Raw genomic sequence first — 20,559 nt, forward strand, 5'->3', positions numbered from 1 at the left:
TGGTGTTGGTGCTGAGGCATTGCTGTTCGACGTGCCGGCCCCTTCGCGAGCAAGCCCGCTCCCACACGGGTTTCGTGCCGAACCTGACATTCATGTCCACTATAGATCGAATGTGGGAGCGGGCTTGCTCGCGAAGGGGCCATCAGCCTCAACGCATCACTCAAGCACTCTGGCAGCCCCGAACAAACTCACCCGAATCAGCTCACCCCCTTGCTCCTGCAACAGGATCGGCGCCGTACCGCCCGGCATGACCACCTTCACCGGGCCCGCCGTCACCCACCCCACCCGCCACGCAGCGCACGCCACGGCGCTGGCGCTGGTGCCCGAGGAGGCGGTGGGACCTTCGCCGCGCTCGAAGACGCGGGCAGCGATCCGTCCCGGTGCTTCAAGCCGAGCCCATTGCAGGTTTACACCCGCCTGACAGGGAACCCCGTCCCCACCGGGCGCGGCATAGGCGATGCGCGTCAGGCTTTGCGACAACGCCGTGGCGCGCATCTGCGAGTTTTCCGGCAAGGCGTCGGCGCTATCGACCAGCGTCACACAGTGTGGATTGCCGATGCTCACGAACTGACTGTTGCCCCATGCCGGGTTCAGCGCGTGCAGCCCGGCCACCCGGCTGATGTCCCGTTGATTGAGCGTCACCGTCTCCACGCCCCCCGCACCCACCGCCCGAGGTCCGAACGCGGGCTGCCCCAGGTCCAGCCAGAAACCGGGGGAGCCCTCGAACTCGGCAGGCCGGACCGACGTTTGCAAGGGCGACAGGCCGTCACCCCTGCCGTGATGGACCTGCAACACACAATTGCCCTCACCCGGCATCAGGCCCTTCTCTCGCAACGCCTGGGAAAAGATCGTCAGACCATTGCCGCTGCGCTCGGCCAGAGTGCCATCGGTGTTGACGATCAACAGATCGAACGGCGGCTCGTTCTGGAATGGCCCGATCAGCAAGCCGTCGCAGCGATGGGCCTTGGCCCCCGGCGGCGCTTCGCCCGGCGCCCAGCTGCAAAAGGCATGGACGACGGCCGAGGCCCAACCCTCCCGCGCCCTTGCCGCCTGCCCGGCCGACGAGGGCAGGTCTATGCCCCGGGCACGGACCTGTTGCGGTGAAACCACACCATAAACATTGCCGCGTGCATCATAAAACTGCGTCATGGACCCAACCCGGTATTCGCCAGCAAGAGGCCGTACTTTATGCCGAGCGCCCCGACAGGAGCAAAATCATCAACGCATAACGGAGGGAGCAAAGCTTGCTCGCGATGCAGACAACGCGGTCGGCACCTTGGAGTCGCAGCACGGTCAGTGAATATGCAAGCATAGGGCCCTGCCCGCACCACCGCATCGCCAGACCAAGGACGTTTCATGACTGCCATCACCCCACCGCCAACCTTTATCCCCGGACGCCTGGAACAGATGTCCACCCGCATCGCCTATCTGATCGCCGGTGTCGGCATCGCGGCCTGGGCGCCGCTGGTGCCTTATGCCAAGGTCCGGGCCAATCTCGATGAAGGCACGCTCGGGCTGCTGCTGTTGTGCCTGGGGGTGGGATCGATCCTGGCGATGCCGATTTCCGGCGCGCTGGCGGCGCGCTTCGGCTGCCGTCGGGTGCTCAGCGGCGGCACGATCCTGATCTGCCTGGCTCTGCCGTTGCTGGCGACGATGACGACGCTACCCTGGCTGGTGGCCGCGCTGTTCGTGTTCGGTGCCGGGCTTGGCACCGTGGATTCGACGGTCAACCTGCAAGCGGTGATCGTCGAGCGAGCCAGTGGCAAGACCATGATGTCGGGCTTCCACGGCATGTTCAGCCTGGGGGGCATCATTGGTGCGGCCGGGGTCAGTGCCTTGCTCGGCCTTGGGCTCTCGCCCCTGGGAGCGACACTGGTGGTCAACGCCTTGCTGTTGGTGGCGCTGTTCAAGGCGGCACCGCATCTGCTGCCCTACGGCAGTGAGAGTTCGGGACCGGCGTTTGCCATTCCCCATGGCGTGGTGTTGTTCATCGGCATCCTCTGTTTCATCGTATTTCTGGCCGAGGGCGCGGTGCTGGACTGGAGTGCGGTGTTCCTCACCACCGAGCGCGGGGTGGAAACCGCCTACGCCGGGCTGGGTTATGCCGCGTTCGCGCTAACGATGACCGTCGGCCGGTTGACGGGCGATTCAGTGGTGCGTCGCCTGGGGCCCAAACGCATCATCATCTACGGCGGGGCCCTTGCGGCGACGGGATTCCTGCTGGCGACCCTGGCACCGATGTGGCAGGCGGCGTTGCTGGGATATGGATTGGTGGGGGCCGGTTGTTCGAACATCGTGCCGGTGCTGTACACCGCCGTCGGCAAACAGACCCTGATGCCCGAAGCGATTGCCGTACCGGCCATCACCACCATCGGCTACGCCGGCATCCTTGCCGGCCCGGCGCTGATCGGGTTCGTGGCCCATGGCAGCAGCCTGAGCATTGCGTTCGGGCTGATTGCGCTGTCACTGGTGGCGGTAGCGGCCAGTGGGAAAGTGCTCAAAGTCTGAGCCTTACACCGTCCCCCTGTGGCGAGGGGATTTATCCCCGCTGGGCTGCGCAGCAGCCCTCAACCATCAATGCGGTGTGTCAGGCACACCGAGGGGCTTGGTTTTAGGGCTGCTTCGCAGCCCAGCGGGGATAAATCCCCTCGCCACAAAGGGTTGTGTGAAACTTCAAGTTTCAATCAAAACCCCACACTCGCCTGCACGAAGAACGTGCGCGGCGCCCCCACGTAGATCCCCGAGTTGTTGTCGCTCGAACGGGTGTAGTACTGGTGATCGAACAGGTTCTTCACCCCGGCGCCGACTTTCAGGTTCGACATTTGCTCCCCGAAGTCATAGCCGCCGCGCACGTTCCACAATACGTAGCCCGGCATGTCGCCGAACTGCCCGTCGGCGCTGCCGTCGGTGATGTAGTTGTCACTGAAGCTGCCATCGGCATTCACGTTGTTACCGGGTGAGCGTTGTTTGGATTGGGCAAAGGCATCGAGGTTGTAGGTCCAACGGTTGACTTCATAGCGCAAGCCCACGTTCGCTACCTGACGGGAGTAGAACGGCAGGTCGCGGCCCTTGAAGCTCGGGATCTGGCCTTCGTAGGTCGCTCGGGTGTAGGTGAAACCGGCATTGGCGCTCAAGCCTTCGAGACGCGGGTCCAGCGCGGCCAGGTCATAGTGCACCGAGGCTTCCAGGCCCTGGTGCTTGGTGGCGCCCATGTTGGTCCAGCCGATGTCGTTGCTGATGTACTGCAGTTCGTCATCGAAGTCGATGTAGAACAGCGTCACTTCCCCACCCCAAACGTCATCGTTGTAGCGCGTACCAATCTCGTAGGTCTTGGCTTTTTCCGGGCTCAGGCCGTTGGCCGTATTGTTGCCGTCACCGCCCTGGCCAAGCTGGAAATACTGCAGGCTGCCAAACGACGTTTCGTAGTTGGCGAACAGCTTCCATGCATCGGACAAGTGGTACATCACGCTCAGGGCTGGCAATGGCTCGTTGCTGTCGATGCTGCGGCGTTTTTCCTGCACGGGGCGGCCGGCGGTGTCGAGCACCGGCCGGTCGTGCCATTCGGTGCTGATGCTTTCGAAGCGGATGCCCGGCGTGATGGTCCATTTGCCGACGTCGATCTTGTCATCGATGTAGACCGCATGGGCCTCGGTGCCACCGGTACGATCCTGGTAGACATGGCCGTCGGAACCGGGACGCACCACCGGCTGATTATCCCGCAGCGCCAGGCGACTGGCCTCTTCGTGCATGCCTTCCTTGAGGTAGCGATAGCCGACGCTAGCCTCCTGGGTGGTAGCACCCAGGTCAAACACATGGGACACCCGCGGCTCGATGCCGAAGGTGTAATAGGTGCGCGGGTAGGACACCAGGTTGCGCTGGTCCCGCGATGCAATGGTGCTGCCGCGGTAGCTGTCGGAATAGTAAGTCAGCACTTCGGCCTGGGTGCGGTCGCTGATTTCCCGGATCCACTTGAAGGACACGTCCTTGCGCCGTCCGCTGAAATTGTCCCAGTCGCGGTCGGACTGGTACGGGTCGGCGTCGTACTGCTTCTGGGTCAGGCCGCCCGGCATGTCGGCCTTGGCGTCGTAATAGTGAAAATTCAGTGAGAAATCGTCCACATCGGTGGGTGCCCAGTGGGTCTTGAGGATGACGTCGTCGATGTCGTTGCCGTTGTTGCTCTGGCGATAACCATTGCCGTTGACGCCCGAATACAGGAGCGCCACGCCCAGGCCATTGTCAGCGGTGCCGCCGAGGAACGCCGTGTCGATGTGCTTCCAGCCGCCGCGCTGGGAGGTTTCCAGGGTGGATCCGATTTCACCGGTGGCTTTCTCGGGGATGGCGCGGGTCACGAAATTGATGACCCCGCCGACGTTCTGCGGCCCGTAGCGCACGGAGCCAGCGCCGCGTACCACATCGATGCTGTCCAGGTTGCCCGAGGAAATCGGCGCCATGGACAGTTGCGGCTGGCCATAAGGCGCGAACGCCGCCGGCACGCCGTCGATGAGCACCGTGGAGCGCGGCGACAGGCGCGAAGTGAGGCCGCGAACGCCGACGTTGAGGGAAATATCGCTGCCACCGGTGCCGTTGGCATCCTGCACTTGCACGCCGGGCACACGTCGCAGCACATCGCCGACGTTCATGGCGCCCTGCTCCTGCATCGCCTCGCGGCGGATCACCGTACGTGCGCCGGGGTGGTTCTGCACCACTTCGGCGTTGGCATCGCCGAGCCAGTCGCCGACTACCTGGATATCCGTGGTGCCCAGTTCCAACGGACCGCCGTTGGTGGCCGAAGGCGCCGGCAGCACCGTCACCGAGCCGTCATTGATCTGATATTGCAGGCCACTGCCTTGCAGCAACTGGCGCAGCGCCGCTTCGGGGGACAAGTTGCCATCCACCGCCGGCGCCTGCTTGCCCGCCACCAGTTCCGGGCTGAAGAACACTTGCAACGAGGTCTGCTGCGCCAACTGGCTCAAGGCCTGGCCCAGCGGCTGCGCCTGGATATGGATAGCGCTGGTCGCCTGATTGGCGAACGCCTGGGGCATCACGGCGCTGACCGCCAGTGTCAGGGCCAGTGGCAACCAGCGTGGGTGGAGGCGTTTGTTATTTTTGGCAGAAGTTTTCACGTCGAACCTTGTCCTGTGGAATCGCAAGAATACGCGTCTGTTAATGCAAACCAGTTGCAGTTGGACAAGAAGACGAAGAACTCGAAAAAAACCTGAATCTATCGCGCAATTATTTCCTGGCTGCCGTCCTCCAGCGTACGGATGGCCACGGGCAGGATGTTCGGCAAGGCTTTGAGCAGCGCCTCGGGGTTGTCCGAGCGGAACACGCTGGTCAGGCGCAGGTTGCCCACCGCCGCGCTGCCGACCCGCAGGGGTTTGGCGCGATAGCGGGAAACCTCTTCGGCCACCTCGTTCAACGAGGCATTGGTAAACACCAGCTTGCCATTGCGCCAGGCAGTGAGCGCATCGGCATCGATGGCATAAGGCGTGGCGACCTTGCCCTGAGCGTCGATCTGGGTACCCAGGCCGGCCGTGAGGCTGACAAAGCGGGCCTGGGACACATCGCGCCCCTGGACCTTGACGCTGCCCTGCTCCACTGCCACCCGAGTCTTGTCGACGTCACGGCGCACGTCGAAGCGCGTCCCGGTGACGGTCACCTGGCCGTTGCCGGCATCAACGGTAAAAGGTCGGTCCGCGTCATGCTCGACGCGAAACAAGGCCTCGCCCTCGGCCAATTCCACCCGCCGTTGATGGTGCGCGTATTGAATACGCACCCGGCTGCGACTATTGAGATCGATTACCGAGCCATCCGGCAGCGCGACGTGCCGGCGCTCACCGAGGGCCGTCGCGAATTCAGCGCTGTAGTCGGTGGAAGAGCCCAGGCCGCTGAACAGCCCCAGCCCGACCGCCATCGCCAGCAACCCGGCGGCCACGGCATAGCGCAGCAATGGTCGACGCGCGGGACGTTTGGCGGGCGGTTCGCACAACGCTCGCAGACGCTCGCGGGGCAGCAAGTCCGTCGCGCTCCAGATGCCTTGCAGCAGCTGGATTTCATCTCGATGGTTGGGGTGTTCGTCCAGCCAGCCATTAAAACGCTGACGCTCGTCGACACCCATGACAGGGGCCTGCAAGCGCACGAACCATTGCGCCGCCTCGTCGCGAACCCGGTTCTGCCCGCAGGGGCATTCACGGCTATCCATCATGGAAGGTCCTCGGGTTCGGGTGAGCGGGTTCAAGTGGAAGATGACGGCGAATCATTGTCCTGGCCCGTCCAGGCGATCGCGCAGATGCCGCAGGGTGCGGATCATATACTTTTCCACCATGTTTTTTGACAGGCCCAGGCGCTCGGCGATCTCCGCCTGGGTCAGGCCTTCGATCTTCTGCCAGACAAACACCGTGCGGCAATTGGCCGGCAGCTCGGCAAGCGCCTGTTCGATGGAGTCCGCCAGTTGGATCGCGTGCATGAAGTGCTCCGGGTCGCTGGTAAGCGACTGGCTGAAGTCGACTGCTGCCTCCTCCATGGCACCCCGTCGATCTTCGCGCCTAAAGCCATCCACTGCAATGTTGCGTGCCGTCTGGTGCAGATAAGCCCTCGGCTGCTCGACCCCGGCCGAATCAGCTTCGAGCACCCGCACGAAGGTGTCGTGAGCCAGGTCCTCGGCCTGCTCGCGATTGCGCAGGCGACGGGTCCAGGTCCCGATCAACTCTTCGTAATGCTCGAAAAAGCCGGGTCTGCGGGGCAACTTGGGGATCATCACGGCGCGCTGCGGGAACGGGGCGTGAATAGTAATGCTTCCTATTAATGAGAGGCAAACCTATTGCGCTGCCTGTCATCCGAAGCTTTCGGAAATGAGAATGTCCAGTGGGAGTGAGCCTGCTCGCGATGGCAGTGCGACAGTCAATACACTATTGAATGCCCTACCGCATCGCGAGCAGGCTCGCTCCCACAGGTATTTTCTTCGCTCAATTACGCCTCGGGCATCTTGCGAAAGCCCACCGCCAGGCGGTTCCAGCCATTGATGGCGTTGATCGCCACCGTCAGGTCGACCATTTCCTTGGGGTTGAAATGCTGGCTCAGCAATTCGTAGTCGGCGTCCGGTGCGTGGGTTTCGCTCAGGCGGGTCAAGGCTTCGGTCCAGGCCAGCGCGGCGCGCTCACGGCCGGTGAAGAACGGCGCTTCACGCCAGGCGGTCACGGCATACAGGCGACGTTCGGTCTCACCGTCCTTGCGGGCATCGGCGGTGTGCATGTCGATGCAGAAGGCGCAGCCGTTGATCTGCGAGGAACGCAGCTTGACCAGTTCGAGCAGGGACTTTTCCAGGCCCAGCTTCGAAACGGCGGTTTCCAGGGCCATCATGGCTTTGAAAGCCTCAGGGGAAGCGGTGTAGAAATCGATACGCGGTTGCATGGTGAACTCCAGAACGATTGGGTGTGGCGCTACGTTAGCCTTGAGGTGGCGCCGTACAAATAGCCAATTATTGGGAAGTTCGGGTGGCCAATGGATGCCGAAGGACATTGTCGCCTGTGGCGAGGGGATTTATCCCCTCGCCACAGGGGACGACTTCAGGACCTGTTCAGGCCCGGCTGCGCAACCATTGCAGAAAGCGCTTCTTGGCGACGGGCTTGGGCGCCTCGCGGGTCAGGTTCTGGGCCAGGTGCATGCGGAAGTCCAGGAGGTTTTTCATGGCATCGTTGATGTCGTGACGGGCGTCGAGGCAGGGCTTGAGGTAATCCTTTTCGATGCGATAAAGGGTGCAGTACGTTTTGGCCGAAAAATCCGCCAACGTCGCCTGATCTGCAACGATGCCCGCTTCACCAATCACTTCCCCCGGCCCCATGCGCCCGCCTTCCAGCACCTGGCCATTGCGAACCATCGTCACGCTGACCACGCCCGACTCAATGATGAACAGGTGATCGCTGACCTCGCCCGCCGGCAGGATCATGTCCCCGGCGCGGAAGGTCTGCAGGGTCATGTTCTGGCTGAAGGTGTCTTTTTCTTCCGGGCGCAAGGTGGAGAAAATGCTCGAACTGTCCAACAACGCCCGCGGTCGCGACGCGCCATTGGCCAAGGCGTTTTCGCCGGTGGACAGCAGGCTGATGCCAGACGCACGCAAATGCCGGAACGCCAGATCGAACAATTGGTTGCGCACCTCGCGCTTCTGACTCATCGAGGCGACGAACCCGCTGATCTCGTATTGCGCCCCGTCGCTGCCGGAGCTCTTGAGCGTGACGCAAGGGGCTGGAGTGGGAAGCAGCGCACGGCAGCCGATCATGGCCCGCTCCAACGCGTCGATCACTTTCTGCGGCCGGGCATGGGGGCTGACCTGGACGCTGATGGACAGCCCGTGTACATCGCTGGGCCGGCTGAAATTGACGATCTTGGCCTTGGCTGCCAATGAGTTGGGAATCACTGCCATGCTGCCCTGGGACGTCTGCAACCGCGTGGCCCGCCAGTCGATATCGGTGACCCGGCCTTCGGTGCCATCGATGGAAATCCAGTCATCGAGCTGATAGGGCTTGGTGGTGTTGAGCACGATGCCGGAGAACACGTCGCTGAGGGTGCTTTGCAACGCCAGGCCGACAATGATCGCCATGGCCCCGGAGGTCGCCAACACGCCCTTGACCGGCAGGTCCAGCACATAGGCCAGGGCCGCGATGACGGCAATCAGGAAGATCACCGCGCCGAGCAGATCCTGCAACAACCGTCCGGTATGGCCGACCCGTTGCATCATCGCCGCGCCGATCATCACCGTCAGCGTGCGCGCGGCAAACAACCACCAGGCGATCTGCAGGCCGGTGGCCGCCAGGTGCCTGGGTACGTCGTCGACCCACTGCGCCGGTTGCATGGGATTGAGGCCTTCGTTGAACAGCAGCATGCTGAACAAGGAAAAGATCGCCAGCCGCCCGCCTATCTTCCAATAGGTCCGCTCCACACTGACCAATCGCCACAACAGCAAGTCGAGGACAAGCAGCACCAGGGCGCAGAGCAGCGGGTGGTCGGCAATCAGAGACAGCATCGGGACAGCTCCAGGAAAATCATTGGAGCGAAGATTGGCACAGATTGAACACGCCACAAACTTTTGTGGGAGCGGGCTTGCTCGCGAAGAGGACGGCACAGTCGACAAAGGTGTCGACTGTGCCTGCGCCTTCGCGAGCAAGCCCGCTCCCACAGAGTCCCGGTTCGTCAGTGATTGGATCGCGCCACAAAAGCCGCGTAGGCTTCAGTCATCCATCCGTCCAAAGCGCCCGGAATGAAAATCGCTGAAAGCCTGATGAATTTCCTGCTCGCTGTTCATCACGAACGGGCCATGGCCGACGATGGGTTCGTCGATCGGTTCACCGCTGAGCAATAGCACTACCGCATCGTCATTGGCTTGCAGCGTTATCCGCTCGCCAGACCGGTCGAACAGGGCGAGCTGCCCGGCCTCGGCCCGCTCGCGACCATTGACCTGGACCGTACCGCGCAGCACCACCAGCGCGACGTTGCGGCCCTCATGCAGGTCCAGGGTCAGACTTTTCCCCGCGTTCAAGCGCAGGTCCCATAGGTCGATCGGGGTGAAGGTCTTCGCCGGTCCGTGCTGCCCCTGGAAAGTGCCGGCAATCAGGCGCAAACGGCCGGCATCGTCTTTCAAGGCAATATCCGGAATATCGCCGTCGAGGAGGGTCTGGTAGCCGGCCGGCGTCATCTTGTCCTTGGCGGGCAAGTTGACCCACAGCTGGACCATTTCCATGAATCCACCCTGGCGGGCAAAGGCTGGGGAATGAAATTCTTCGTGGATAATGCCGGAACCGGCAGTCATCCACTGCACGTCACCTGGGCCGATCCTGCCGCCACTGCCGGTGGAGTCCCGGTGTTCCAGTTCGCCCTGGTAGACGATGGTCACGGTTTCGAACCCCCGGTGCGGATGCTGGCCTACACCACGACGCTCCCCGGTGGGGGCAAATTCGGTCGGGGCCGCGTGGTCCAGCAGCAGGAACGGACTGATGTGCTCGCCCAGGCTGTCGTAGGAAAATAACGTGCGAACCGGGAAACCGTCACCGACCCAATGGGGCCGTGGGCTGGCGTAAAGGCCAATGATGCGTTTCATGCTGCGTCTCCAAATCCGGTAAGGCCAAGCGATGGAGACAGATTAAAGGCGACTGCGCCAATCCACTAGGCTGTAAAAATCAGCCTCAGCGTTCTATATGAAGAACGATCATGACGTTTTACAGGTGATTGCGCTTGGCGAAATCCGACAACCCCACCAGCGTCTTCAAGCCAAGCTTTTCCAGCAGGCGAGTCTTGTAGGTGCTGACGGTTTTCGGGCTCAGAAACAGAGACTCGGCGACATCCTTGCCCCGCATGCCCATGGCGAGCATTCGCAGGATAGACAGCTCGCGGGTGGAAAGACTTTCCAGGGCCTGCTGTTCGGTGCGCTGTCGCAGGTCCAGCCTGACCGGCATCTGGGGGAAGTAGGAATAACCGGATTTCAGGGCATGAAGCGCCTTGGCCAGTTCCTTCAGGTCGCTTTTCTTGGTCACGAAGCCCCTCGCCCCCGCCGAGATACAACGGTTACAGAAGTGCTGCGCATCCTGGGAGGTGAACACCAGCACAGCGCACTCCGGGTATTGGGCCATGATCCACACCAACAGGTCCAGGCCATCGAAGCCGTTCATGACCAGGTCCAGGATGACCAGGTCCGGCGCACTCTCCTTGATCATTGCCCTGGCATCGGCCACGCCGCTGGCGTCTCTGACACGGCTAAACCCTTCGTTCTGGCAAATGAGCCGCAATGCCCCCCGTATGACAGGGTGGTCATCGACGATCAACACGTTTTTCAAGGCTACTCCCCGGACGAAAATAAACGGCACCGATGCCATGGGTGCACCGGACTCTTACACAGGCGAAAGGCCGGGCCACCTGTCAGCTCTGACAGTCCCGACCGAAGGTCAAATCAGCCCCTGAAGCCCTGCCTGATGGCTCTGCCCCATGGCGCGGCCGACACATTGTCCTGAGGGTCGACCCGGGCCATCAGGTTCGCCAGCGAAACAAGGTCAGGCAACGGGGCAGGATGCAGGTGCACACTGGCCCGACGCACGCCCGGCACTGGCATGGGTCCGGCCTGCCGGGCGTTGTAGATCATTCCGTGGCGAACTTGAGGGTGTTCGAGGAAGAAACCCGGCAGGTCCAGCGCCCCTTCCCCCAGGCAGGCGTCGACGACCAGCAGGTCGAACGGCTCGCTGGCGTACTCCACCAGCGTCATCAACTCCTGCACGTCACTCACGGGAACAATGCGGAAGTAGCCCAGCTGATTGAACAGGAACTCGAGCCTCATTCGATGAGCATGTTGTGTATCGGCAATCATGATGCGCAATGCTTTATTCGGCATGACGGGCCATCCCAATGACGACGCGAGGGGTCGAGCCGGCGCGTGTCGTGAACGTTAAGTGGCCGTCAGGCTAGAGAAAGCTTTTGAGGGGCGCTGTAGGACGAATCCTAAATTGAGACGGAAAAAGCCACCCCGGACGTGCGGCGTTGGAATTTCATCCCTGCGCCCCACCCGTTTGCAGCCGCTCCGCCAGTCGGTCCATGGCTTGCTGCAAGCCATCCACCGCACTGGCGAGTTCCGTGGCATCGGCGCCTCGGCAGGCGTTTTCCAACGCTTCACAGGCAACGATCAGACTCTGCGCCCCGATGATCCTGGCGCTGCCCTTGATCCGATGCGCCAGGTCTGCCAGCCCTGACACATCACGACGGATAAACAACTGCAACAGCCGCGCCCTGTCTTCGGTATTGCTGTCGGCCAGTGCCTGCAACAATTCCGTCATCGCAGCGGTGTCGTCTCCGATCAACGCTTCGAGGCTGGAAAAACCCACACCATCAGTGGTCGCCATTTCGTCAAATCGTGAGACGACACTCTCCTCCAGGCGCACCTTCAGGTGCCTGAGGCCGATAGGTTTGAACAAACAGTCATCCATCCCGGCTTCGATGCAACGGTCCTTTTCCTCACGCTGAGCGTTGGCCGTGAAGCCCAGGATCACCACTGGCGAAACACCTCGGGTCCGCTCATCGCCGCGAATGGCGCGAGCCAACTCGTAGCCACTCACCAGCGGCATGTTGCAGTCCGTAATGACCGCATCGAAGTGTCCGGCGCGCCAGAGACGCAACCCTTGTAAGCCGTCTTCAGCCGACTGGACCCGGTGCCCCAGATAATTCAACTGCCGTGCCAGCAGCAAGCGGTTGGCCGGGTGGTCGTCCACCACCAGGATATCCAGCGCCCGGACCGGCATCGCCATCGCGGATTCAGGCCGCGGCGCTTGCTCCTCGGTGCCGAGCAAAGGCAGGTTCAGTCGGACCTCGACCTGCGTGCCTTCCCCCGGCGCACTCTGCAACGTCAGAGTACCGCCCATCATCTCGCTCAGGGTACGGCTGATCACCAGCCCAAGCCCTGAACCACTGCGGGCCGACTGAGGGTTGTCGGTGGCCTGGCTGAAGGGACGGAACAGCTTGCGTTGGTCCGGCAACGAGATGCCGCAACCGGTGTCTTCGACGCGCAGGCAGACGCCCAGGTGTTCCTCGTCACCGCCCGGCTCGGTGCGGGCGCTCAAACGCACCTGGCCTCGATCGGTGAACTTGATGGCATTGCCCAGCAGGTTCGACACGATCTGCTTGAAGCGCAACGGATCGATCAGCACGTCGCGGCTTACCGCTTCATCCAGGTCCAGGGACAGGTGCACGTGTTTCTGCCGCGCCAGTCCGTCGAACATCCGTACTACTGACTCGATCAATTGCCCCAGGTTGGCGCGCTCCGGCGCCAGGGACAGTCGCCCCGACTCGATGCGGGCGATGTCGAGAATGTCACCAATCAGGTCCAGCAACCCCCGGGCCGCCCCGGAAGCGACCTCGATGGCGACCCGGTCCACGACCCCCTCTTCGGCTTTTTTCAATGCCAGTTCCAACATGCCGATCACCGCATTCATCGGCGTGCGGATTTCATGGCTCATGGTGGCCACGAAAGTGGTCTTGGCTCGATTGGCGTCGTCGGCGCGTTCCTTGGCCACACGTAACTGTTCCAGCAGCCGGCGCAGGTAAACGACCCACCCCAGGGCCAGCAGCAACAACAGCGCGGCGAGGGCGAACCCCTGGATGATGACCGTGCGGTTGCGCAGCCAGTAGCTGTCGTCAATCACCACTTCGCTGCGCCAGCGGTTGGTCAGCTCGTCCATTTCTTCGGGGGAGATGCCCAGCAGCGCCTTGTCGAGTATTGAATGCAGCTGCGGTGCATCCCGGTGGGTCGCCAGGGCGATGCGCGCCGGCAGCGTGCCCACGGTGCTGGTGATCTGCAATCGGTCGCGGTATTGGCGGGAGATCATGTAGCGGGCGCTGATCAGCGAATTGACCGCGCCCTCCACCGTGCCGGCGGCGACCATCGCCATGGCCTCGGGTACGTTTTCAGCGAGCACCAACTGTACCCGTGGAAATGTCTGTCGCAGATAGTCGTGCAAGACGTTGCCGCGCACCAGCGCCAATCGCTTGCCGTCCATCTGGTCCAGTGTCAACGGAGCTTTGGCCTTAGGGGATGTAACCAGCACGAAGGGGTTGGTCAGGTACGGTCGGGTGAACCGCAGCGCACCCTCATCCTCGGAGCCGACGCTGACGGTGATCGCCGCCAGCACATCGGCCTGGCCGTTCTTGACCTGCTCGATCAGGTCGTACACCGATTTGCCCCGCTGGATATCGAACTTAAGGCCCGTGCGTAAACTGATCCGGGCCAGCACATCGGCGCTGATACCCCGGAAATGACCTTGTTCGTCGCTGAATGTCAGCGGCAGGAAATTCTCGTCGATCACGACCCTGACCCGCGGATGGGCCGCCAACCAACGCTGTTCATCGACGCTGAAATGCAGCGCCTGCTGGCCCGGCATGCTCGCGCCACCGGCGCTCCAGCGACGCAGGATGATCATGTTTTCACCGGTGGGAATGGCTTGCAGCGCCGCGTCGACGATCCGCAACAGACGCGCATTGTCGCGCCTGAGCGCAAAGGCGAACGGCTGCACTTGCATGGGCGAGAAATCCGCCAACTGCACATTGTTCAGGTAGTTCTTGCTGATCAGGTAATTGGAACTGATGGAATCCCCCAGGTAGACATCGGCCTGGCCGAACGCCACGGCGCCGATGGCACTCAGGGTCGAGGGGTACAACTGTAACGTCGCCTCTGGGTAGAACGCCTTGACCCGGTCCGGCGGCAAGTAGTGATAGAGCATTGCCAGCCGCTTGCCCGCCAGGTCCGGGGGCAAGTCCTGGCTGTCGTCGATGCGGGCCACCAGCGTGGGCAGGTCATCGGCATAGGCCCGTGACATCGCCAACGCCGGATCGTCGGCCTCGAAATCGTTGGCCGTGCCGAGCAAGTCGATTTCACCATCGCGCAGGGCCTGCAGCGATTCGGCACGGGACGGGTAGCGCAGCACCTGCACCTGTACCTGTAGCAATTGACCGAGCAACTGCGCGTAGTCAGCGGTCAGTCCCTCATAATCACTGCCATTGCCGGTCATGCTGAACGGCGCGTAATCCGGTGCCGAGGCACCCAAGCGCAACGCCCCTTTCTGCCGCAACCAGGCCTGGTCGGCCGCGTCCAGGGCCACCGAATAACCGTCCACATGGGAGCGCCCGAGCACCTGCAACCCTTCGGGAGCCGCGCCAGCCTGTGGCGTCACATTCAATGAGCCCAGCAACAGCACCACCAGGCCCGTGCGTAGAAGCAGCATCATCTGAATCTGTTCGCATGGCGAAATCGACCCGGCACACCACCGGCTCCAGGCCAGGGCGACCGGCTGATAGGTTCAGACTGACAATGCGAGGGAACAGCGAACCGTCAACACGCCTGCCAAATGCGGGGCAGGCGTGGGATGAGTGTAGGAAATTTCTGAAGATTTGCTTGCCTGATGCCAGCCCTAGCGAAAGACCTGATATGGAACCTGTGGGAGCGGGCTTGCTCGCGAAGGCGTCAGACCAGTCAACATAGATAGCAACTGACCCACCGTATTCGCGAGCAAGCCCGCTCCCACAAGGATTGTGTTGACTGACACGTTCCGCACGTCGCTACACCGCGGCCAGCCGTTGTTCACGCACCGAGCGCCACTGGTCGAGATGCTTGCCATGTTCATACAGCGAGCCGGCGATTTCATCGGCGCGTACCGGCAGGACCGACAGCAAGGTATCGCTCAGGCCGTGGCTGGCCTGGCAGAAGCCCTGCATGTAGATGGCGGCCTTGCAGCGCTCATCGGTGATCAGCTTGTAGTGACGGTCCACCTCGAAGTCATCGAGGTATTGCGCCAGTGGCGCCAACAATGTGCGATGCGTCTGGCGCTCGTAACCGGTGGCCAGCACTACCGCGTCGTAACGGCACACACTGACTTCACCGGTGGCATTGTTGCGCACCGCCAATTCCACGCCGGCGTCGGTGGCCGTGGCTTTCTCCACCGTGGTCAGGGTGCGGAACGCATGGCGGGCGATGCCGGACACTTTCTGGCGGTAGAAAATCCCGTAGATGCGTTCGATCAAGTCGATATCCACCACCGAATAATTGGTGTTGTGGTACTCGTTGATCAGGCGTTCGCGCTCGCTGTGGGGTTGTTGGAACACCAGGTCGGTGAATTGTGGCGAGAACACCTCGTTGACGAACGGGCTGTCGTCGGCCGGCTTGAGGGCCGAGCCGCGCAGAATCATGTCGACCTGCGCCGAAGGGTAACTGTCGTTCAGGTCGATAAAGGCTTCCGCCGCGCTCTGCCCACCGCCGATGATGGCGATGTTCATGGGCTGGCCCTTCACACAGGGCTGAGTCGCCATGCGTTCCAGGTACTGGGAGTGATGGAATACCCGGTGGTCATCCTTGAACGCCTTGAATGCCTCCGGAATACGCGGTGTACCACCGGCACTCACCACCACCGAACGGGTGGTGCGCGCGCGCTCTTCGCCCTGGCGATCGCGGGAAATCACTCGCAGGGCTTCGACCTGCTGGTTGTGCAGCACCGGTTCGATACGCAGCACTTCCTCGCCATAACGGCTCTGCCCGGCGAACTGTGCGGCGACCCAGCGCAGGTAATCATTGAACTCCATGCGGCACGGGTAGAAGGTGCCCAGGTTGATGAAGTCCACCAGGCGGCCGTGGTGCTTGAGGTAATTGACGAACGAATAGGGGCTGGTGGGGTTGCGCAGGGTCACCAGGTCCTTGAGGAAGGAAATCTGCAACTCGCTCTGGTTCACCAGGGTGTTGCCGTGCCAGCGGTAATCGGCCTGCTTGTCGAGGAACAGCACATCCAGCTCGCCCTGGACCAGGCCGCGTTCCTGCAGCGCGATGGCCAACGCCAGGTTCGAGGGGCCGAAGCCGATGCCGATCAAATCGTGAACGTGGGGCGTTGCAGTTGCCTGTGTCATGTCCAGTGTCCTCTGGAGAGAAGCCCCTCAACAGGGCGCGAAAAACCGTAAAAACCGGCCGGCGGTGGCCATGCAACCGGGCCGGCAAGTCGTCAGTAGTTGCTGTTGAGTGGTAACGAGGACGATGAAAGAAAATTTAACGCACTGCGATGTTCAGCCCTGGTCCCATTGCCGGACGCGAATACGGCAATGTTTCATGGCATTGACGATGTGCTTTTCCACCAACGCCCGGGAAATGCCCAGGCGCTCGGCGATCTGCGGATGAGACAGGCCTTCGAGCTTGCGCAGCAGAAAACTGTCCCGGCACAGCGGCGGCAGCTCGGCCAGGGCACGTTGCAGCATCTCCAGGCGCTGACCGTGGTCGAGGCTGGTATGGGGCGAGGGCGTGAAGAAGCGCTCTTCGTTGTCCAGAACATCCAGGGATTCGACCTGGCGCAGGGTATTGCGTCGATGCCCGTCGATCACCAGGTTCAGCGCGGTGCGATACAGGAATGCCCGAGGCTGTTCGATGGGCGTGTCGCTGGCGCGCTCCAGCACCCGCACATAGGCGTCATGCACCACATCCTCGGCCGCCTGGCGGTTGCCTAGCCTGGCGTTCAGGAAACACACCAGCTCGCGATAGTAGTTTTCCAACATGACTCCCGTGCGCAATGGCTGCGACAGCTATCCCTGTGCCACCCGGCTTGCCCCGCAAGGCAGTAGCACGATGGTGGCAGATTCAATCACGTAATTTATAGTAATTCTCATATAGATTTAAAGCATTCGTTTGTATCCAGGCTGATTCGTCCCCCCCGGCGGTGGCAGAGCATGGCTCTTGTGGAGAGAGGGGATTTGTCTGTGGCTAGGGGATTTATCCCCTCACCACCACATCCCATGGCTCGGCGATTAAGTTGTTTTCCCTCCAACCTGCTACCAAGTTTTTCAGCCAGTAAATTCCCGGCCAAAGCGCTCGTTTACCAAAACAGCCGCCCGTCCCGAAGTCTCTCGGAACGGGCCCGTTTTCACCGGTCGGAACCCTGCATGAAACGTCCCCGCCCTACCCGACGCGCCTGGCTTTTTACTTTTGCCGTGCTCCCGGCCGTGGCTTTCGCCGCCTGGCAGGCGGCGGTACCCAGCCGCGCCCCCCTGGCCACCGCCACCGTCAGCCGTGGCGACATCGAAAACAGCGTGACCGCCCTGGGCACGTTGCAGCCGCGACGATACGTGGATGTGGGCGCCCAGGCCTCCGGGCAGATCCAGAAGATCCACGTGGAAGCCGGAGACGAGGTTCGCGAAGGCCAGTTGCTGGTGGAAATCGACCCGTCCACGCAGAAAGCCAAATTGGATGCCGGACGGTTCTCCATCGAAAACCTCAAGGCGCAGCTTCAGGAACAGCGTGCCCAGCACGACCTGGCGCAGCAGAAATTCCGCCGCCAGCAGCAACTCAAGGCCGGCGGTGCCACCCGCGAGGAGGACGTACAGACCGCCCAGGCCGAAGTGCGGGCGACCCAGGCGCGCATCGACATGTTCCAGGCGCGGATCCGCGAGGCCCAGGCCAGCCTGCGCAGTGACGAGGCCGAGCTGGGTTACACCCGCATCTATGCGCCCATGGCCGGCACCGTGGTCGCCGTCGGCGCCCGGGAAGGCCAGACCCTCAATGCCCAGCAGCAAACGCCCCTGATCCTGCGCATCGCCCGGCTGTCGCCGATGACGGTGTGGGCCGAGGTCTCGGAAGCCGACATCGGCCACGTCAAGCCGGGCATGACCGCTTACTTCACTACCCTGGCCGGCGGCACCCGGCGCTGGAGCAGCACCGTGCGCCAGATTCTGCCGGTGCCGCCGCGTCCGCTTGAAGCCAGCCAGGGCGGCAGTCCCACGGCAGGACGCAGCGGTACCGAACGGGTGGTGCTTTATACCGTGTTGCTGGACGTGGACAACGCCGACCGTGCCTTGATGACCGACATGACCGCACAGGTGTTCTTTGTCGCCGCCCAGGCTCACGATGTATTGACCGTACCCACCGCGGCCCTGCAGGACAACACCGGTCAGGTGCGGGTGCTGGCCGATAACGGCGATGTCCAGGCACGCACCGTTCGTACCGGCGTCAGTGATCGCTTGCGCACCCAGATTGTCGACGGCTTGAACGAGGGTGACCGGGTGCTGATCGACCCGGCCTCTGGCAACGGAGGCTGAATGAACACACCGCTGATCGAACTGCGGGACATTCGCAAGGCCTACGGTGGTGGCGACAGCCCCCGGGTGGAGGTGCTGCGGGGCATCGATCTGTCCATCCATGCCGGGGAGTTCCTGGCGATCGTCGGGGCGTCCGGCTCCGGCAAATCCACGCTGATGAACATCCTCGGCTGCCTCGACCGCCCGACCAGTGGCGAGTACCGCTTTGCCGGCGAAGATGTCGCCCATCTGGGCAGCGACGAACTGGCCTGGCTGCGACGCGAAGCGTTTGGCTTCGTGTTCCAGGGGTATCACCTGATTCCGTCCGGCACCGCCCAGGAAAACGTCGAAATGCCGGCGATCTATGCCGGCACCTCGGCCGCCGAGCGCCACGCCCGGGCCAGCGCCCTGCTCGAACGCCTGGGACTGGCCAGCCGCACCGGCAACCGCCCGCACCAGTTGTCCGGCGGACAGCAGCAACGGGTGTCGATTGCCCGGGCGTTGATGAACGGCGGCCATATCATTCTCGCCGACGAACCCACCGGCGCCCTCGACAGCCAGAGCGGCATCGAGGTCATGGCCTTGCTCGACGAGCTGGCAAGCCAGGGCCATGTGGTGATCCTGATCACCCACGACCGTGACGTGGCGGCCCGGGCCAAACGCATCATCGAAGTCCGCGATGGGCTGATCATCAACGACAGCGCCCACGCCGATCCGACACCGCCGCGGGCCAACCCGAATGCGCTGCAAGCGGTGGACCTGCGGCAACGCCTGAGTGCCGGCAGCGAACACAACGGCGCCTGGAAGGGCGAACTGCTCGACGCGGTGCAGGCGGCGTGGCGGGTGATGTGGATCAACCGATTCCGCACCACCCTGACACTCCTGGGCATCATCATCGGCGTGGCCTCGGTGGTGGTGATGCTGGCGGTGGGCGAAGGCAGCAAGCGCCAGGTCATGGCGCAGATGGGCGCCTTCGGCTCCAACATCATCTACCTCAACGGTGCCGCGCCCAGCCCGCGTGCCGCCAAAGGCATCATCAGCGAACATGACCTGGCCGCCCTCGCCGCCCTGCCCGAGGTGCAACGCATCATGCCCGTCAACGGCGCCAAGGCCAGCGTACGTTTCGGCAACCTCGACCACACCAGTTACGTGGGTGGCAACGACACGAACTTCCCGACCATCTTCAACTGGCCGGTGACCGAGGGCAGCTACTTCACCGACGCCGACGAACGAGGTGCGGCAGCGGTGGCGGTGATCGGCTACAAGGTCCGGCAGAAGCTGCTCAAGGACGTCGCCAACCCCATTGGCCGCTACATCCTGATCGAGAACATGCCATTCCAGGTGGTCGGCGTATTGGCGGAAAAAGGCGCCAGCTCCGGCGACTCCGACGCCGACAACCGCATCGCCGTGCCCTACTCCGCCGCCAGCGTCAGGCTGTTCGGCACCCGTCACCCCGAATACGTGGTGATCGCCGCCCGGGATGCGACCAAGGTCAAGGAGGCCGAACAGGCCATCTCCCGGACCCTGCTGCGCCTGCACGACGGCAAGCGGGACTTCGAGCTGACCAACAACGCCGCGATGATCCAGGCCGAAGCCCGGACCCAGGGCACCCTGTCGCTGATGCTCGGCGCAATTGCCGCGATTTCGCTGCTGGTGGGCGGTATCGGTGTGATGAACATCATGCTCATGACCGTGCGCGAACGGACCCGGGAGATCGGCATCCGCATGGCGACCGGCGCCCGCCAGCGCGACATCCTGCGCCAGTTCCTCACCGAGGCGGTGATGCTCTCGGTGGTCGGCGGGCTGGCGGGCATCGGCCTGGCCCTGCTGGTGGGCGGCGCGTTGTTGCTGGGCCGGATCGCCGTGGCCTTCGAATGGCTGGCGGTGTTCGGCGCGTTTGGCTGCGCGCTGGTGACCGGCGTCGTCTTTGGCTTCATGCCAGCCCGCAAGGCCGCCCGCCTCGACCCGGTCGCGGCCCTCACAAGCGAATGA

The 20,559-nt window shown here is 62.8% G+C and carries 15 protein-coding genes; 3 read left to right on the forward strand and 12 right to left on the reverse strand.

Going from position 1 to position 20,559, the window contains the following annotated elements:
* Window positions 1-156: 156 nt before the first annotated feature.
* A complete protein-coding gene (locus EGM97_RS18980; RefSeq protein WP_238960841.1) occupies window positions 157-1,149 on the reverse strand; it encodes a diaminopimelate epimerase in 993 nt (330 codons plus the stop codon).
* A 207-nt stretch (window positions 1,150-1,356) separates the two neighbouring features.
* On the opposite strand from EGM97_RS18980, the gene EGM97_RS18985 reads away from it, so the two are divergent.
* Window positions 1,357-2,508 (forward strand): MFS transporter, encoded by a 1,152-nt coding sequence (locus tag EGM97_RS18985; RefSeq protein ID WP_238960842.1) that lies wholly within the window; start codon window positions 1,357-1,359, stop codon window positions 2,506-2,508.
* 176 nt (window positions 2,509-2,684) lie between these two features.
* Here EGM97_RS18985 and EGM97_RS18990 read toward each other — a convergent pair whose 3' ends face one another.
* From EGM97_RS18990 to EGM97_RS19040, 11 genes are all read right to left on the reverse strand, one after another.
* Window positions 2,685-5,123: a TonB-dependent siderophore receptor gene (locus tag EGM97_RS18990; RefSeq protein ID WP_238960843.1), complete on the reverse strand. Its 2,439-nt coding sequence runs from the start codon at window positions 5,121-5,123 to the stop codon at window positions 2,685-2,687.
* A 98-nt stretch (window positions 5,124-5,221) separates the two neighbouring features.
* Window positions 5,222-6,205 (reverse strand): FecR family protein, encoded by a 984-nt coding sequence (locus tag EGM97_RS18995; RefSeq protein ID WP_238960844.1) that lies wholly within the window; start codon window positions 6,203-6,205, stop codon window positions 5,222-5,224.
* A gap of 51 nt (window positions 6,206-6,256) precedes the next feature.
* Entirely contained in the window at window positions 6,257-6,757 is a 501-nt protein-coding gene (locus EGM97_RS19000; protein WP_238960882.1) for a sigma-70 family RNA polymerase sigma factor, read from the reverse strand.
* Window positions 6,758-6,969: 212 nt separating this feature from the next.
* The gene (locus EGM97_RS19005; RefSeq protein ID WP_238960845.1) at window positions 6,970-7,410 is read right to left on the reverse strand and encodes a carboxymuconolactone decarboxylase family protein; all 441 of its coding nucleotides are present in this window, start codon (window positions 7,408-7,410) and stop codon (window positions 6,970-6,972) included.
* A 166-nt stretch (window positions 7,411-7,576) separates the two neighbouring features.
* Complete coding sequence (locus EGM97_RS19010) at window positions 7,577-9,019, reverse strand: mechanosensitive ion channel family protein (RefSeq protein WP_238960846.1); 1,443 nt, start codon at window positions 9,017-9,019, stop codon at window positions 7,577-7,579.
* Window positions 9,020-9,223: 204 nt separating this feature from the next.
* Window positions 9,224-10,090, reverse strand: coding sequence for a pirin family protein (locus EGM97_RS19015; protein WP_238960847.1), 867 nt, complete (start codon window positions 10,088-10,090; stop codon window positions 9,224-9,226).
* 118 nt (window positions 10,091-10,208) lie between these two features.
* On the reverse strand, window positions 10,209-10,823 hold the full coding sequence (locus EGM97_RS19020; RefSeq protein ID WP_238960848.1) for a response regulator transcription factor: 615 nt from the start codon (window positions 10,821-10,823) through the stop codon (window positions 10,209-10,211).
* Window positions 10,824-10,936: 113 nt separating this feature from the next.
* Complete coding sequence (locus EGM97_RS19025; RefSeq protein WP_238960849.1) at window positions 10,937-11,371, reverse strand: ANTAR domain-containing protein; 435 nt, start codon at window positions 11,369-11,371, stop codon at window positions 10,937-10,939.
* A gap of 154 nt (window positions 11,372-11,525) precedes the next feature.
* The gene (locus tag EGM97_RS19030; RefSeq protein ID WP_238960850.1) at window positions 11,526-14,750 is read right to left on the reverse strand and encodes an ATP-binding protein; all 3,225 of its coding nucleotides are present in this window, start codon (window positions 14,748-14,750) and stop codon (window positions 11,526-11,528) included.
* A gap of 331 nt (window positions 14,751-15,081) precedes the next feature.
* Window positions 15,082-16,416, reverse strand: a complete 1,335-nt coding sequence (locus EGM97_RS19035; protein WP_238960851.1) for a lysine N(6)-hydroxylase/L-ornithine N(5)-oxygenase family protein — start codon at window positions 16,414-16,416, stop codon at window positions 15,082-15,084.
* Window positions 16,417-16,569: 153 nt separating this feature from the next.
* Window positions 16,570-17,052: a sigma-70 family RNA polymerase sigma factor gene (locus EGM97_RS19040; protein WP_275300489.1), complete on the reverse strand. Its 483-nt coding sequence runs from the start codon at window positions 17,050-17,052 to the stop codon at window positions 16,570-16,572.
* Between the two features lie 384 nt (window positions 17,053-17,436).
* Between EGM97_RS19040 and EGM97_RS19045 the strand changes: the two genes are divergently transcribed.
* Window positions 17,437-18,588 carry an efflux RND transporter periplasmic adaptor subunit gene (locus EGM97_RS19045; RefSeq protein WP_238960853.1) on the forward strand — a complete coding sequence of 384 codons (1,152 nt, stop codon included), beginning with the start codon at window positions 17,437-17,439 and terminating at the stop codon, window positions 18,586-18,588.
* Entirely contained in the window at window positions 18,589-20,559 is a 1,971-nt protein-coding gene (locus tag EGM97_RS19050; protein WP_238960854.1) for a MacB family efflux pump subunit, read from the forward strand. It abuts the gene before it with no gap.

Origin of the sequence: Pseudomonas sp. AF32, from assembly GCF_022342325.2 — a bacterium.
Taxonomy (GTDB): Bacteria; Pseudomonadota; Gammaproteobacteria; order Pseudomonadales; family Pseudomonadaceae; genus Aquipseudomonas; species Aquipseudomonas uvaldensis.